Source organism: Citrobacter sp. C5_2 (assembly GCF_014596845.2).
Lineage (GTDB): Bacteria > Pseudomonadota > Gammaproteobacteria > Enterobacterales > Enterobacteriaceae > Citrobacter > Citrobacter werkmanii.
Genome location: NZ_CP115032.1, coordinates 3,678,306 through 3,692,576, shown reverse-complemented (window position 1 = coordinate 3,692,576; position 14,271 = coordinate 3,678,306). Strand labels below are relative to the sequence as shown.

The 14,271-nt window shown below is 54.3% G+C and carries 13 protein-coding genes; 4 read left to right on the top strand and 9 right to left on the bottom strand.

Translation table 11 applies throughout. The features are described from left to right. Positions 1-76: 76 nt before the first annotated feature. Positions 77-1,729: a bifunctional UDP-sugar hydrolase/5'-nucleotidase UshA gene (ushA, locus tag ICA20_RS18020; RefSeq protein ID WP_038638383.1), complete on the top strand. Its 1,653-nt coding sequence runs from the start codon at positions 77-79 to the stop codon at positions 1,727-1,729. A gap of 106 nt (positions 1,730-1,835) precedes the next feature. Here the strand turns inward: ushA and ybaK are convergent, their stop codons facing one another. The 3 genes from ybaK to copA form a co-directional block, all read right to left on the bottom strand. Then, positions 1,836-2,315 (bottom strand): Cys-tRNA(Pro)/Cys-tRNA(Cys) deacylase YbaK, encoded by a 480-nt coding sequence (gene ybaK, locus ICA20_RS18015; RefSeq protein WP_038638386.1) that lies wholly within the window; start codon positions 2,313-2,315, stop codon positions 1,836-1,838. 202 nt (positions 2,316-2,517) lie between these two features. After that, positions 2,518-3,312: a TraB/GumN family protein gene (locus ICA20_RS18010; protein WP_038638388.1), complete on the bottom strand. Its 795-nt coding sequence runs from the start codon at positions 3,310-3,312 to the stop codon at positions 2,518-2,520. 100 nt (positions 3,313-3,412) lie between these two features. Further along, positions 3,413-5,914: a copper-exporting P-type ATPase CopA gene (gene copA / locus ICA20_RS18005; protein WP_038638391.1), complete on the bottom strand. Its 2,502-nt coding sequence runs from the start codon at positions 5,912-5,914 to the stop codon at positions 3,413-3,415. A gap of 109 nt (positions 5,915-6,023) precedes the next feature. Here copA and cueR point away from each other — a divergent pair, with 109 nt between their 5' ends. Then, positions 6,024-6,434 (top strand): Cu(I)-responsive transcriptional regulator, encoded by a 411-nt coding sequence (gene cueR, locus ICA20_RS18000; protein ID WP_006685661.1) that lies wholly within the window; start codon positions 6,024-6,026, stop codon positions 6,432-6,434. Here the strand turns inward: cueR and ICA20_RS17995 are convergent. The 4 genes from ICA20_RS17995 to ICA20_RS17980 are packed head-to-tail and all read right to left on the bottom strand — an operon-like array spanning position 6,431 to position 10,654. Further along, positions 6,431-7,147: a DUF3142 domain-containing protein gene (locus ICA20_RS17995; RefSeq protein WP_038638394.1), complete on the bottom strand. Its 717-nt coding sequence runs from the start codon at positions 7,145-7,147 to the stop codon at positions 6,431-6,433. The two genes, cueR and ICA20_RS17995, sit on opposite strands and share 4 nt — an antisense overlap. After that, positions 7,117-9,261, bottom strand: coding sequence for a hypothetical protein (locus ICA20_RS17990; protein WP_038638397.1), 2,145 nt, complete (start codon positions 9,259-9,261; stop codon positions 7,117-7,119). Before ICA20_RS17990 ends, ICA20_RS17995 begins: the two co-directional genes overlap by 31 nt. Positions 9,262-9,281: 20 nt before the next feature. Beyond that, positions 9,282-9,740, bottom strand: coding sequence for an NfeD family protein (locus tag ICA20_RS17985; protein WP_038638400.1), 459 nt, complete (start codon positions 9,738-9,740; stop codon positions 9,282-9,284). After that, positions 9,737-10,654, bottom strand: a complete 918-nt coding sequence (locus tag ICA20_RS17980) for an SPFH domain-containing protein (protein ID WP_003831073.1) — start codon at positions 10,652-10,654, stop codon at positions 9,737-9,739. The genes ICA20_RS17985 and ICA20_RS17980 overlap by 4 nt, the downstream gene beginning before the upstream one ends. 404 nt (positions 10,655-11,058) lie before the next feature. Here ICA20_RS17980 and fetA point away from each other — a divergent pair, with 404 nt between their 5' ends. Further along, complete coding sequence (gene fetA / locus ICA20_RS17975) at positions 11,059-11,736, top strand: iron ABC transporter ATP-binding protein FetA (protein ID WP_038638402.1); 678 nt, start codon at positions 11,059-11,061, stop codon at positions 11,734-11,736. After that, positions 11,723-12,502 (top strand): iron export ABC transporter permease subunit FetB, encoded by a 780-nt coding sequence (gene fetB, locus ICA20_RS17970; protein WP_038638405.1) that lies wholly within the window; start codon positions 11,723-11,725, stop codon positions 12,500-12,502. The genes fetA and fetB overlap by 14 nt, the downstream gene beginning before the upstream one ends. A gap of 78 nt (positions 12,503-12,580) precedes the next feature. On the opposite strand, the gene ICA20_RS17965 is transcribed toward fetB, so the two are convergent. Together ICA20_RS17965 and ICA20_RS17960 are read right to left on the bottom strand one after the other, a co-directional pair. Beyond that, positions 12,581-13,435: a co-chaperone YbbN gene (locus tag ICA20_RS17965; RefSeq protein ID WP_003847508.1), complete on the bottom strand. Its 855-nt coding sequence runs from the start codon at positions 13,433-13,435 to the stop codon at positions 12,581-12,583. Positions 13,436-13,493: 58 nt separating this feature from the next. Further along, positions 13,494-14,264 (bottom strand): SDR family oxidoreductase, encoded by a 771-nt coding sequence (locus ICA20_RS17960; RefSeq protein ID WP_038638408.1) that lies wholly within the window; start codon positions 14,262-14,264, stop codon positions 13,494-13,496. Positions 14,265-14,271: the final 7 nt, after the last annotated feature.

The following is a 14,271-nucleotide window of genomic DNA, read 5'->3' as shown; positions in this document are numbered from 1 at the left end:
ATTTCTGAAAACATTTTCGACTATTATTTCATATCATTGTAATTTCAGTCGTTGATTTTGGCTCAGGGAGAGAAATATGAAGTTTTTAAAGCGGGGCGTGGCGCTGGCGTTATTCGCCGCATTTGCGCTGGCAGGTCAGCCTGCGCAGGCGTACGAAAAAGATAAAACCTACAAAATTACCATTCTGCATACCAACGATCATCACGGCCACTTCTGGCGCAGTGAATATGGGGAATACGGGCTGGCGGCGCAAAAAACGCTGGTGGATGGTATTCGTAAAGAGGTGGCGGAAGAAGGGGGAAGCCTGTTGCTGCTTTCCGGCGGCGATATTAACACCGGCGTACCGGAATCCGATCTTCAGGATGCGGAACCTGATTTTCGCGGCATGAACCTGATTGGCTATGACGCGATGGCGGTTGGCAATCACGAATTTGATAACCCGCTAACCGTGCTGCGCCAGCAGGAAAAATGGTCCAAATTCCCGTTTCTCTCGGCCAATATCTATCAGAAAAGCACCGGCGAGCGGTTGTTTAAGCCGTGGGCCATCTTTAAGCGTCAGGATTTAAAAATTGCCGTACTCGGTTTAACCACTGACGATACGGCGAAAATTGGTAACCCGGAATTTTTCACCGATATCGAATTCCGTAAACCTGCCGATGAAGCCAAACTGGTCATCCAGGAACTCAATATGGGTGAAAAGCCAGACATCATTATTGCGACCACCCATATGGGGCATTATGACAACGGCAATCACGGCTCGAACGCCCCTGGGGACGTAGAGATGGCGCGTAGCCTGCCGGCGGGTTCGCTGGCAATGATTGTGGGTGGTCACTCACAGGATCCGGTGTGTATGGCCTCGGAAAACAAGAAGCAGGTTGATTACGTACCGGGCACGCCGTGTGCACCAGATAAGCAAAATGGCATCTGGATTGTGCAAGCGCATGAGTGGGGGAAATACGTGGGCCGGGCGGATTTTGAGTTTCGTAACGGCGAAATGAAAATGGTGAACTACCAGCTCATCCCCGTCAACCTGAAGAAAAAAGTGACCTGGGATAACGGTAAAAGTGAGCGCGTACTCTACACCCCGGAAATTGCTGAGAATCAGCAAATGCTCTCGCTGCTGACGCCATTCCAGAATAAAGGTAAAGCGCAACTGGACGTGAAGATTGGTAGCGTCAATGCGCGCCTCGAAGGTGACCGTAGCAAAGTTCGTTTCGTACAGACCAATATGGGGCACCTGCTGTTGGCTGCGCAAATGGCGCGGACCAGCGCTGACTTTGGCGTGATGAGCGGTGGCGGTATTCGTGATTCCATTGAAGGCGGCGATATTACCTATAAGAGCGTGCTGAAGGTGCAGCCGTTCGGCAATATTGTGGTGTATGCCGACATGAGCGGGAAAGAGGTGATTGACTACCTGACCGCCGTGGCGCAAATGAAGCCGGACTCCGGGGCTTATCCCCAGTTTGCCAACGTCAGCTTCGTGGCGAAAGACGGTAAACTTAACGATCTGAAAATTAAAGGCGAACCGGTTGATCCGGCTAAAACTTATCGCATGGCAACGCTGAGCTTCAACGCCACCGGCGGCGATGGTTATCCGCGAATTGATAACAAGCCAGGCTATGTGAATACCGGGTTTATCGATGCGGAAGTGCTGAAAGAGTACGTGCAGAAAAACTCACCGCTGGATGCCAGTGCGTATGAGCCGAAGGGCGAGGTGAGCTGGCAGTAACAGGGCGGAATGCCGGATGGCGGTGCTGGCACCTTATCCGGCCTACAGGTCAGTGCGGTTTGTAGGCCTTAAAGCTGCGGCCATCAGGCCTACATTCTACAATCGCTTAATCCCGGCGGGCGATGTCGGCGAATTTCGCATCCAGAATTTTCGCCAGATCGCCCGCTGCCAGTTCGATATCCAGCCCGCGTTTGCCACCGGAGACATAAATGGTGTCAAACGTTTGGGCTGGGGCGTCGATGAGTGTCGGCAATCTTTTTTTCTGTCCCAGCGGGCTGATACCGCCTACCAGATACCCCGTTGTTCGCTGCGCAACCAGCGGATCGGCCATATCGACCTTTTTGGCCCCTAACGCTTTGGCGACTTTTTTAAGATCCAATTGACCCGCCACCGGCGTGACGGCAACGGCCAGATGCTTCATATCGCCATTTACGGCAACCAGCAACGTTTTGTAAACCTGGTCTGCATTCAGACCTAACTTGCGTACTACTTCGTCACCAAAGTTTGTTTCGGACGGATCGTGATCGTAGGTGTGGATCTGGAAAGAAATTTTGTTTTTTTCGAGTAATTTAACGGCGGGTGTCATAGCAATTTTTCCTGGCCCAGACAAAATACGAGACAAGCATACGCCTGATGGCGGTCTAAAAAATAGTACCATCTTGCGCAATAGTATTGGCAGGATGATGACTTTGAGCGACAATCGACCTACACCGATGCTTTAAGCACCGGGATCATAATAATGATGAAATTCCTCTTTGACGGGCCAATAGAAATATTGGCCATTTTTTTTACCGTAACATCTCCGGCAAATTACCTTCTCCGTACAGATGCAGTGCGCCTACGGCCACCACATAATGGCCGGCTGGCATCGCCCTGAGTCGATCGCGCCAGGCGACATTGCGCTGATGCATCAATACGTCATATAACGACTGGCTGAAAGTATTAGGAAGCGTCAATTCGCTATCGCGCGGCGGCGTTTTAAGCCACCAGCCCATCATTTGTTGCAACAACCTGGCGTTGGTATGCCAGTGCGTCAGGGTATCATCCAGAAGAGCCTGGCCATTATCGGGTAACTGGCATAGCAGCTCGATTTGACTGGATGAACCTTCCAGCTCGATCACCGGTTTGTGAGCCTGTTTTGCCGCTTTCAGCAGTTGGTAATCAATCCCGTATTCCGCCCGCAACCCCAACTGTTGTGCCTGCGTCGCCTGTAATACCATGGCTATTTGCCATAAAGGTTGTGTCGATAACAGGGAAGGGGAAATGCCCAATTCACTGGTGACTTTACGCAGATTATCTAATTGTTCTTCACTGATGCGTTCTTCCAGGGCGGCAAAGGTCGGAAGATTAGCAAATGGCGCGTCATCGCCGGAAACATCGGCTTCGACAATCAGCGCATCAGCACGATTGAGCTTTTTGAGTAATTTGGCAGGCAGAGGCGCCATATCACGGCTACCCATGTGAATACTGCCAATCAGATGAAAATGGCGGTTACCGGGTAAAGAGATGTCAATGGCGGGCCAGGTATAGTGGTTGCCGTGCAGTGCAGACCATAATTTTTTTACCCGGTATAACAAATCCATACGACCTCCCTAAGTGGACTTCCATGCTAGCGCGTGGTCCGGGAAGGTGCAACGCGTGAATTGCCGGATAGCGCGGTTGATAGCGCCATCCGGCAAAGGCTTACTCTTTTGGTTTGAAGCGTAGCAGACGGTTAGCGTTGCTTACCACGGTAATGGAGGAGAGTGCCATCGCTGCGCCGGCAACCACCGGGTTGAGCAGCGTTCCGGTGAACGGCCACAGGATCCCGGCAGCAACGGGGATACCGATGCTATTATAGATAAACGCGCCGAGCAGGTTCTGCTTCATGTTGCGCAGCGTTGCCCGTGAGATAGACAGCGCATCCGCAACGCCCATCAGGCTATGACGCATCAGCGTAATCGCGGCGGTTTCAATCGCCACATCGCTGCCGCCACCCATGGCAATCCCTACATCGGCCTGCGCCAGCGCAGGCGCATCGTTGATACCGTCACCGACCATGGCAACCTGACGTCCCTGGCTTTGCAGACGCTTAATCGCCTCGGCTTTGCCGTCCGGCAGAACGCCCGCAATCACTTCATCAATACCTGCCTCTTTGGCAATGGCGTTGGCGGTCGTTGGGTTATCACCGGTGAGCATCACCAGACGATACCCGGCGCGGTGCAGGCGCTGGAGCGCCGCCACGCTGTCGCTACGCAGTGGATCGCGCACCGCTAACAGCGCCGCCGCTTTACCGTCAATCGCCAGCAGTACCGGCGTTGTCCCTTGGGAGGCTTGAGCGGTAATCTCAGCTTCCATTTCAGTGGTATCTACCTGCTGTTCATTGAGCAGCGCCTGGTTTCCCAGCAGCAGCATGTGACCTTCCGTTTCGCCACTGACGCCCAAACCGCGCAGCGTACGGAACCCGTTGACCTGCGGCAACGTGACATCACCGGCTTTGTCCAGAATCGCCCTGGCCAGCGGGTGACTGGAACCCTGTTCAAGGGCCGCAGCCAGGCGAATCGCCAGCGCTTCATCGGTATTGCCAAACGTTTTGATGGCGACAACCTGTGGCTTACCTTCAGTCAGCGTCCCGGTTTTATCAAACACAATGGTATCGAGCGTACTGGCGCGCTGCAGCGCATCGGCATCGCGTACCAGGACCCCGAACTCAGCGGCGCGCCCAACACCGGAAATAATCGACATTGGCGTCGCCAGGCCCAGTGCACAAGGGCAGGCAATAATCAGAACGGTGGTGGCAATCACCAGCGTATAGACAATTTGTGGCGCCGGTCCGAAGAAATACCAGACAGCTGCGCTAACCAGCGCAATAACGACCACCACAGGAACGAATACCGAGGAGATGCGGTCAGCCAGTTTGCCAATCTCCGGTTTACTGCTTTGCGCCTGGCGCACCATGCGAATAATGCGCGACAGCGTGGTATGGCTGCCTACGGCGCTGGCGCGGAATAGCACGCTGCCGTCCTGTACGACCGTACCGGCGTGGACGCTATCGCCTTCGCCTTTTTGTTGCGGGATCGGCTCCCCGGTCAGCATGGCTTCATCCAGCCAGGCTTCGCCCTGAGTGATTTCGCCATCGACCGGAACCCGGTCGCCGGTGGTCAGGCGCAGCAACATTCCCGCCTGAACGTCAGCCAGCGGCACACTCTTTTCACCTTCATCGGTGACGACGCGTGCGGTTGGCGGTGTCAGATCGAGCAGTTTTTCCAGCGCTTTGGAGGAGCGTTGGCGAGCCCGCGCTTCCAGCATATGTCCGAGGTTAATCAGACCGATAATCATCGCACTGGCTTCATAATAAAGGTGTCGCGCTTCCATCGGAAACCACTGCGGCCAGAGGTTGACGCTCATGGAATAGAGCCATGCCACCCCCGTACCCAGCGCCACCAGCGTATCCATGGTCGCGGTGCCATTCATCAGGCTTTTCCACGCATTGCGGTAAAAGTGACCGCCGGCGAAAACCATCACGGCAAGCGTTGCCAGACCAATCGCCAGCCACAGGCTGCGGTTGTCGTCACTCACCATCATGTTATCGCCAATCATTCCCCACACCATGACCGGAATACCCAACAGCAGCGCGACGGCTGCCTGCCAGCGAAAACGTTTCATGGTCGCAACGGCGGTTTCCTGCTGGCGCTCGCGGCGCTTCGCGTCATCTTCTATAGCTTCAGCGCCGTAGCCCGCTTTTTCCACCGCCTGCACTAAATCTGCGGCGGACGCACTGCCCATTACCAGCGCAGTACGTTCCGCCAGGTTTACCCGTGCCTGGGTGACGCCGGGTACGCTTTGCAGAGCATTTTGTACGCGGGTCACACAACTGGCGCAGCTCATGCCGTTTAACAGCAACTGTTGGCTGTCATCATCAGCCGTAGCTGCCGGAAGCTCGGAAGGGACCGCTGCCAGTGCTTCCGACGGGATTGATGACTCCGTCAGCGGTTTAGCCTTTGGGTGGCTTAACTCCGCGCCGTAACCGGCTTGTTTGATGGTTTCAATCAGCGCTTGTGCACTGGCGCTCCCGGTGATGTGCGCTTCAGTCACAGTGACATCCGCTTGCTCAACGTCCGGGCGTTGCTCCAGACTCTCTTTAACGCGTTTTACGCAGTGACCGCAGGACAGGCCGTCCAGGGTTAGATCGATTGTTTGAGACATAACTAATTTCCTCTATGAATGGTCGGTTACTTATTGACCTTGGCAATCGTTTTGACTAACTGTTATAAAGGTTAAACCTTCCATCAAGGGGAAGGTCAAGGGAGAAGAGATGAATATATCCGATGTTGCTAAAAAAACCGGTTTAACCAGCAAAGCGATACGCTTTTATGAAGAAAAAGGGCTAGTGACGCCGCCGCTGCGTAGCGAAAATGGCTATCGCACATACAACCAACAGCATCTGAATGAACTGACGCTGCTGCGCCAGGCGCGGCAGGTTGGTTTTAACCTGGAAGAGTGCGGCGAGCTGGTAAACCTGTTTAACGATCCGGCGCGTCACAGCGCGGACGTAAAAAAACGCACATTAGAAAAAGTCGCGGACATCGAGCGGCATATCAGCGAGCTACAGGCCATGCGCCTGCATTTACTGGCGCTGGCGGAGAGTTGCCCCGGCGATGACAGCGCCGAATGCCCGATCATGGATAATCTTTCTGGCTGCTGTCATCACAAAGCGAAGGCTTAGCGGCGAGGGGGATTAAGCATAAACACCACCGTGCCGCGGTACCACGGGGATTTCTCCAGCTGCGCTTCAGCCTGCCGATCCCGGCTACCGTTTTGCACCAGTCCCAGCTTAAATGGAATGCGCAGGCGGCTGAGCGCGGGCAGATACGCCTGGTAATTCGGCACCGTGCGCCGTCCCTGATAGCTCTGCACTACCAGTTCATCAACCGCCAGCGCGTTCAATGTGGCGACGTCGCCCGTTTTGGCCCAATCCAGTAGTCCGGTCACGCCAAGCGCAAACTCGGCCGGTAGCTGTTGGCGTAGCTGCTGTAGAAAACGGGCGTAATCGGTTAGCTGGTGGGTCGCCGCGTCAAAATCAACCTGCAGGCCGATGACGTGATTACCAGCGTTCTGCCAGCGTTGCATCAGCCGTATGATACGGGCAGGAATCACCTCCGGTACGTCGAGCGTGGTAAAGCGGACCGTCAGCCAGATTGAGGGAAAAGTCAGTCGACTGACCGGCAGTCCCAGGCGCTGGAAAACCACGTTACCCGACCGAACCAGCACCTCACCCTGATGCAGATAGACCGTTTGCGCGTTTTTCAGCTCGTCACTGGCTTTCACTCCGGACCACAGCCAGAAGGCCGGATGGTCACGCGCGGCGACGATATCCGCCGCCTGTGCCTGGCCCACCAGTAGCGCGGTTACCAGTAATATTTGAGTTTTTGCGCCCACGGGCTTCCCGGATACTGCGTTTTCAGTTGGGTGAACCAGCCCTTACGCTGCAGTTTATCCACGTCTTCACCGCCACATTCGTTAGAGCCAGATGGCGCATAGCACATGATGGCGCGATACAGTGCGAAGCTCTTATCTTCGACTTCCGCGGTGGGTGAGGTGATTATCTGCTGATAGTAGCTTTGCCTGTCGAACTGGCCGAACGGTTGCTTACGAGAAATTGCGGCTTCAAGCACATCGTTGCCGGTGCTGTTTTTCCAGAGATCGACATGCGTTTGCGTGGTACGGAAAAATTCACCTAAACAGTTCAGTGCGTGGGCATCATCCGCTTTTTTGCTCAGGACCGTTACCGTTTCATTGAGGCTGCGACAGGTGTAACCGGCCTGAGCCGCATCGCCGTTCCAGTCAAAAGTGCTCAGGTTGACGTCGTTAAACGCCTCGTCAATGACCGGCGGCGTGATGTCGCTGACAAGCTTTTTATCGTTTAACCAGTCGCCAAAACGATTCTCGGTAAGATCCCGTACCAGCAGCGTATGCAGGGCGATGGTACGCTCTTCGTTATTGGGCCCATGGACGGCCTGCTGGCGCAGTTGTTCCAGTGTGGCCTGTGTTTTCAGCACCTGCGAGCGAAAGCGCAGGTTGGTCACCGCGCTTTCCGGGGCGAAGATTGCCGCTACGTCACCGCTATAAACCAGCGTGGCGGCGAGCTTAGCCTGTACATACTGCCGCTGTTCGTTGTCCTGGCTGAGAGTCAGCAACTGCTGCCAGAAATCACGCGCCGCGGCCCAATTCTTCTGGCCCATCAGCGCTTCGCCGTACAGCACCTGTTCGCTGAAGGCCAGCGTATCGCGCGGTGCCAGTTTTTGCGCTGGCGCGACCGCCTGGATAATCGCCGCATAGTTGCCCGTCGCCAGCCACAGATTCAGTTGCAGATCGCGCCACAGCGGCAGTTTTTGGCTCTGCTCAAACACCGGCTTGCTGGCGTCGAGTTGCGCCTGGGTCAGCGTGGGTTTGTTATCGCTATTCAGACGCAGCGCGCGTAACAGTTCGATGTAGCTGACTCGCGGCGCATCGGGGAAGGCTTCCAGCACGGATTGCTCGTAGAACGCCATGCCGTAGACATTATCGTATTCGATGACGATTTTACGCAGCTGCTGCGCGTCAGCCGCCTGCTGGAGCGTCTGCTCATACAACCCGGCCAGTTGCGGCCACGCCTGTAAATACCAGTTAATACGACGCAACATACCGCGGGTGGAGTCGGCGTAGCGTCCTTGCGGCCAGCGTTGCAGATAGGCTTGCGCCAGCGTCTGAGCCTGAGAGGCGTCCTCGCGGTTAATTTTAGCGATATCAAAATCGCCATATTCGCCCACGCTGTTCTGACTGCTCTTGTTCAACGCCGTACGCATCAGCATGTATTGCGCGGTCTCCGCCAGCCACGGGCGATCGCTTTTAGCGAGCTGAGTGAAATCCCGTTCGGCGCTGGCATAATCACCCGCATAGAAACTGGCGGCTGCCGCGAGGTAACTTTTGTAGTGTTGAGCCGGTGAATCCGTCGGGAGAGTGGCGAGAGATGACTCAATCTGTTCGCGGGTCGCGTCGGAGAACAGCCCCATACGCGCTTGCGCTAAGGCCTGGCGTTGCTCTGCTGTTAACGCGGCATCGGCCAGCAGTGCGGCAAAATACTGGCTGACGCTCTCGGTATTATTCGAAACATGACGGTTCTCATGCTCACCGTCGTTGAGGTTGGCTTCATCCGCATTAATGTTCAGCTCGGCCATCTGTCGGGAGAGGGGGCTATCTTCAGCGGATGCCGGGGCAGAGGCTGGCTGCGGGGCTGTTTCATCCCACTGCGGGTGATACGCAAAATAGAAATCGCGGGAGCGGGTGATATCTTCAGGCATCGACTGCACGGGCAGAGCAAAAGCTTTTTCCTGGCTCAGCAGTCGCAGCAGGTTGTCGCGGCTGTCGTTTTCCGGGTTAAAGGTCGGCGTTCCTTTCAGCAGGCAGCTGTCGTCGCTCCATTTGCAGTCTTCCATATCGAAGGAGGCAAATGCCTGAGGCGCGCCAGCCAGCAAAGAACAAAGGGCAACGGCGAGAGACGTCTTCCTGATCATAGTCTGAATTCCTGTCTATTTTAGTGTGGTACCGCTTTGATAATCAGGGTAATCCCCTCAACGGCAATGACTTCAACCTGCGTTCCCGCGCTCAAATCGTCGCGGGCGCTGACGGGCCACGAACTGTCGCCGACGCGCATATGTCCGCGACCATTGACCAGAGCGCTTTCCAGAATAAATCGACGGCCAATCAACTGCTGACCGCGCTGGTTAAGATGGCTGTCGGCTGGTTTCTGCTCTTTCACGCGTTTTGCCAGCCACTTCCACCACAGCCAGGCCGCCAGCAGCGTGAGTACCGCAAACATCGCTCCCTGCCACGCCCAGTCGAGCGGGACGAGCCAAACCACCAGTCCGGTTAGCACCGCTGCCACGCCGCTCCATAGCAAATAACCGTTGCCGCCCAGCATCTCGGCGGCGAGCAACAGACCGCCGAGGCTGAGCCAGAAGATGTGCGGATGTACCAGAATCATCGCTATCATGATTTTTTCCGCTCGCTAGCGCTGTCCTTAACCAGTTCCGCGATCCCGGCAATGGAACCCATCAGGCTGCTGGCATCCAGCGGCATCATCACCACTTTGCTGTTATTCGACGAACCGATATGCTGCAACGCTTCGGTGTATTTCTGCGCCACGAAGTAGTTCACGGCCTGGATATCCCCGGCGGCAATGGCTTCAGAAACCATCTGCGTTGCGCGGGCTTCTGCTTCCGCGGAACGTTCACGCGCTTCAGCCTGTAAAAACGCGGACTGACGTTCACCTTCCGCTATCAGGATTTTCGACTGCTTCTCACCCTCCGCCTTGACGATTTCCGCCTGGCGGATACCTTCTGCTTCCAGAATGTAGGCGCGCTTGGTACGTTCGGCTTTCATCTGCGCGTTCATGGCGTCAATCAGTTCCGCCGGTGGGCGCACGTCACGAATCTCAATACGGGTGATTTTGATGCCCCAGGGATTGGTGGCCTCATCAACAATATGCAGCAGGCGAGTGTTGATGTTGTCACGCTGGGAGAGCATTTCATCAAGCTCCATCGAGCCGAGAACGGTACGAATGTTGGTCATGGTCAGGTTGATGATTGCCAGTTCGAGGTTACTGACTTCATATGCCGCTTTCGGCGCGTCGATCACCTGAATAAAGCACACAGCATCAATCGAGACGTTGGCGTTATCTTTGGAGATGACTTCCTGAGAGGGGATATCAAGCACCTGCTCCATCATGTTGATCTTACGACCAATACGATCCATGAACGGCACAACAAGGCTTAACCCAGGTTGCAGAGTTTTGGTGTAACGTCCGAAACGCTCCACCGTCCACTGGTATCCCTGTGGGACGATTTTGACGCCTGCGCCGACGATGACCAGCGCGACAAAAATAAGAATAGGAATAAAAATGAGCATTGATGAAACCTCCTGTTGTGCTGTCCTTTACTGCTTCATTAGTCAAATTATACCCGATTAATCAAGGTGGCTCCCCTATAATAAATTACAGGAATATACCCTTCATACTTCAAGCTGCATGTGCGTTAGCTACGTTATTCGGCCCATCCTTGGGCCTCGCCCCTGCGGGGCCGCTGTAAGCAGCGTTCAAATCTGCTCCCGGCAGATTTGTCGTTTCACTCCAGTCACATAGTTAGCTATGCTCCTGGAGATTAATGAGGGACATCCATGTCCCTCACCGAAGGCTAGCCTTTGGCTGTTCAAATTCGTTCCTGACGAATTTGTCACTCACTTGCCGCCTTCATGCAACTCGAATTATTTTGGGTATAGACTGTCTGCACGAAAGAGGTAAAAAAGGATCGATAATGGAAGAAAGCAGCATTTTGCTTCAGTTGAAAAATGTCGCATGGCAGGCAGGGGCGACGCAGGTTCTCAATAACATCTGTTTTAATCTCGATGCCGGAGAATTTAAGCTGATTACCGGCCAGTCCGGCTGCGGTAAAAGTACGTTACTGAAGATAGTGGCGTCGTTAATTAGCCCGAGTTCCGGTGAAATCCTTTTTGAGGGCAAGGAGATATCAACGCTAAAGCCTGAAGCTTATCGCCAGCAGGTCTCTTATTGCGCGCAAACGCCCGCTTTGTTTGGTGACACCGTCTACGACAACCTCATTTTTCCCTGGCAAATTCGCGATAAACGCCCGGAAACGGATGTATTTCTGGAAGACCTGGCCCGTTTTGAGTTGCCCGAGAGTATCCTCAAAAAAGGGATCAATGAACTGTCCGGCGGGGAAAAACAGCGCGTCTCGTTAATTCGTAATTTGCAGTTTCTGCCTAAAATCCTGCTGCTTGATGAAATCACCAGCGCGCTGGATGAGTCCAACAAACGTAACGTGAATGAATTAATTCACCACTATGTTCGCGACAAGAAAATTGCCGTGCTATGGGTGACGCACGATAAAGATGAGATTAATCACGCGGATAATGTCATAACTCTTCAACCGCACGCCGGAGAAATGCAGGAAGTCAGCAATGAACGAGCATAATATTACCAATGAATCACTGGCGTTAGCGATGATGCTGGTGGTGGTCGCCATACTGATCAGTAACAAAGAAAAGCTGGCGCTGGAAAAAGATATTCTCTGGAGCGTTTGCCGGGCGGTGGTTCAGCTTATTATCGTCGGCTATGTGCTGAAATATATTTTCGGCGTCAATCACAGCATTCTGACCTTATTAATGGTGCTGTTTATCTGTTTTAACGCCGCCTATAACGCGCAAAAACGCAGTAAATATATTGATAACGCTTTTCTCTCGTCGTTTATTGCCATTACGGTTGGGGCGGGGTTGACGCTGTCGGTACTGGTGTTGTCCGGCTCTATCGAGTTCACGCCGATGCAGGTGATCCCAATTTCCGGGATGATTGCAGGCAATGCGATGGTGGCGGTGGGGCTGTGTTACAACAATCTGGGGCAGCGGTTTAACAGTGAACAGCAGCAAATCCAGGAAAAGCTCAGCCTCGGCGCGACGCCGAAGGTTGCTTCCGCGCCGCTGATTCGCGACAGCATTCGCGCCTCGCTGATCCCGACGATCGATTCCGCCAAAACCGTGGGGTTGGTGAGTTTACCGGGAATGATGTCTGGGTTGATTTTTGCTGGTATTGATCCGGTAAAAGCGATTAAGTATCAGATTATGGTGACGTTTATGCTGCTTTCGACCGCCAGCCTGTCAACCATTATTGCCTGCTACCTGACCTATCGGAAGTTCTATAATTCACGCCACCAATTAGTCGTAACGCATTTGAAAAAGACGTGATGTGATGCCGGAGGGAGCGGTATTTGTCGAATTTCCAGGCCCGATAAGCGCAAGCGCCATCGGGCAAAATCAAACGGATTAGTACAGCAGCGCGTACAACTGGCGGCGGTATTTCGAAGCCAGCGCATCGCCGGTTCCCAGCGCGGCAAGGATCTCCTGGAAGGTCTTACGCGCCTGACCGTCGGCAGCGGTAAGATCTTTCTTCAGGTGGCTGAACAGCAATTCCAGCGATTCTTCGTTACGTCCGACCTGATGGAGTTGAATGGCTAATTGCGTGGCCAGCGCGGCATCCTGCGGGTTGCTGGCAACCTGTTGCTGCAACTGTTGGATTTCCGGCGTATCCGCCGCCTGCTTCAGCAGTTCAATCTGTGCCACCAGCCCCTGATAACGGGTATCCTGATCTTGTAACGGAATCGTTTTCAGCACCGCTTCGGCATCGTCAGAACGATTGAGGGCGATTTGCGTTTCCGCCAGCAGCAGGCCGATTTCGCTGCTCTGGTTGGAGATTTGCCAGGCTTCTTTCAGCAGCGGCAGCGCATCCGCGTGATTACCGGCTTCGATAAACTCGATAGCCTGGCGTGCTTTCAGCTCTTCTTCGCTCGGCAGCACTTTCTCCAGCAGCGCGCGAATAACCTCTTCTGGCTGCGGACCCTGGAAGCCATCTACCGGCTGACCGTTCTGGAACAGATAAACCGTTGGGATCGCGCGCAGTCCAAACTGGGAGGCGATCATCTGTTCCGCGTCGCAGTCGAGCTTAGCGAGAATAAACTGACCATTATACTGGGCGGCAAGGCTCTCCAGCACCGGCGTTAATTGCAGACAATGCTGGCTGCGCTCAGACCAAAAATAGAACAGGACCGGTGTGGTCATCGACTGTTCAAGGGTCTGCTGCAGGTTCGATTCATTAATATTAACAATATTCTGTGTGGACATGGAGTTACTCTCTTTTGTCGATTTCTTGTTACATGGGGGCTGACGCGCGAGCTTCAACTCAACCCTGTAAAATTTTGTCCATTATGCGGCCTGGCAGCAGGCGTTTAAGCAGCATAACGGCCCAGGTCACCAGCGTAACCGGGTAACGTAGCTTCGGTTTGTCGCTTTCGAACGCGTGACGCACTTTGGCGACAACCGCTTGTGGTCCCAGGGTAAACCGCGCGGCAATGCCGGGATTTTCCACGGGGGCATCGCTTTGCGTCTGGTTGACGTTTTCGGTAAAACGGGTGCGGATGGGGCCCGGTTCAATCAGGCTGACCTTAATCCCACTGTGACGCAGCTCCATACGCAGCGTGTCGGACCAGGCTTCCAGCGCATATTTACTGGCGGCATAGGCGCCACGTCCCGGTGTGGAGATCAATCCCATTACCGAGGAGGTCATCACGATGCGTCCTTCGCCGTGAGGTAGCATGGCGGGCAACAGGCGCATGGTAAGCTGATGCGCGCCAAAGAAGTTGGCGGAAAACTGCTGCTCCATCTGCTCGCGGCTAATCGTGGGCAGTGGGCCGTAGACGCCGTATCCGGCGTTGTTAAAGATCCCATATAAACGATTATCGGTCAGGGCGATCACCTCATCGGCGGCGCGATCCACGCTTTCGGGTGAATCCAGATCCAGCAATACGCCGGTGAATCCCATGCTGTTCATACGCGCGACATCGTCAGGTTTGCGGCAGCCGGCCAGAATTTGAAAACCCTGGCGCTTTAGCTCAAGTGCGCTTTCCAGGCCGATTCCGCTGGAACATCCTGTTATTAAGACCGATTTTTGCATAACTTTA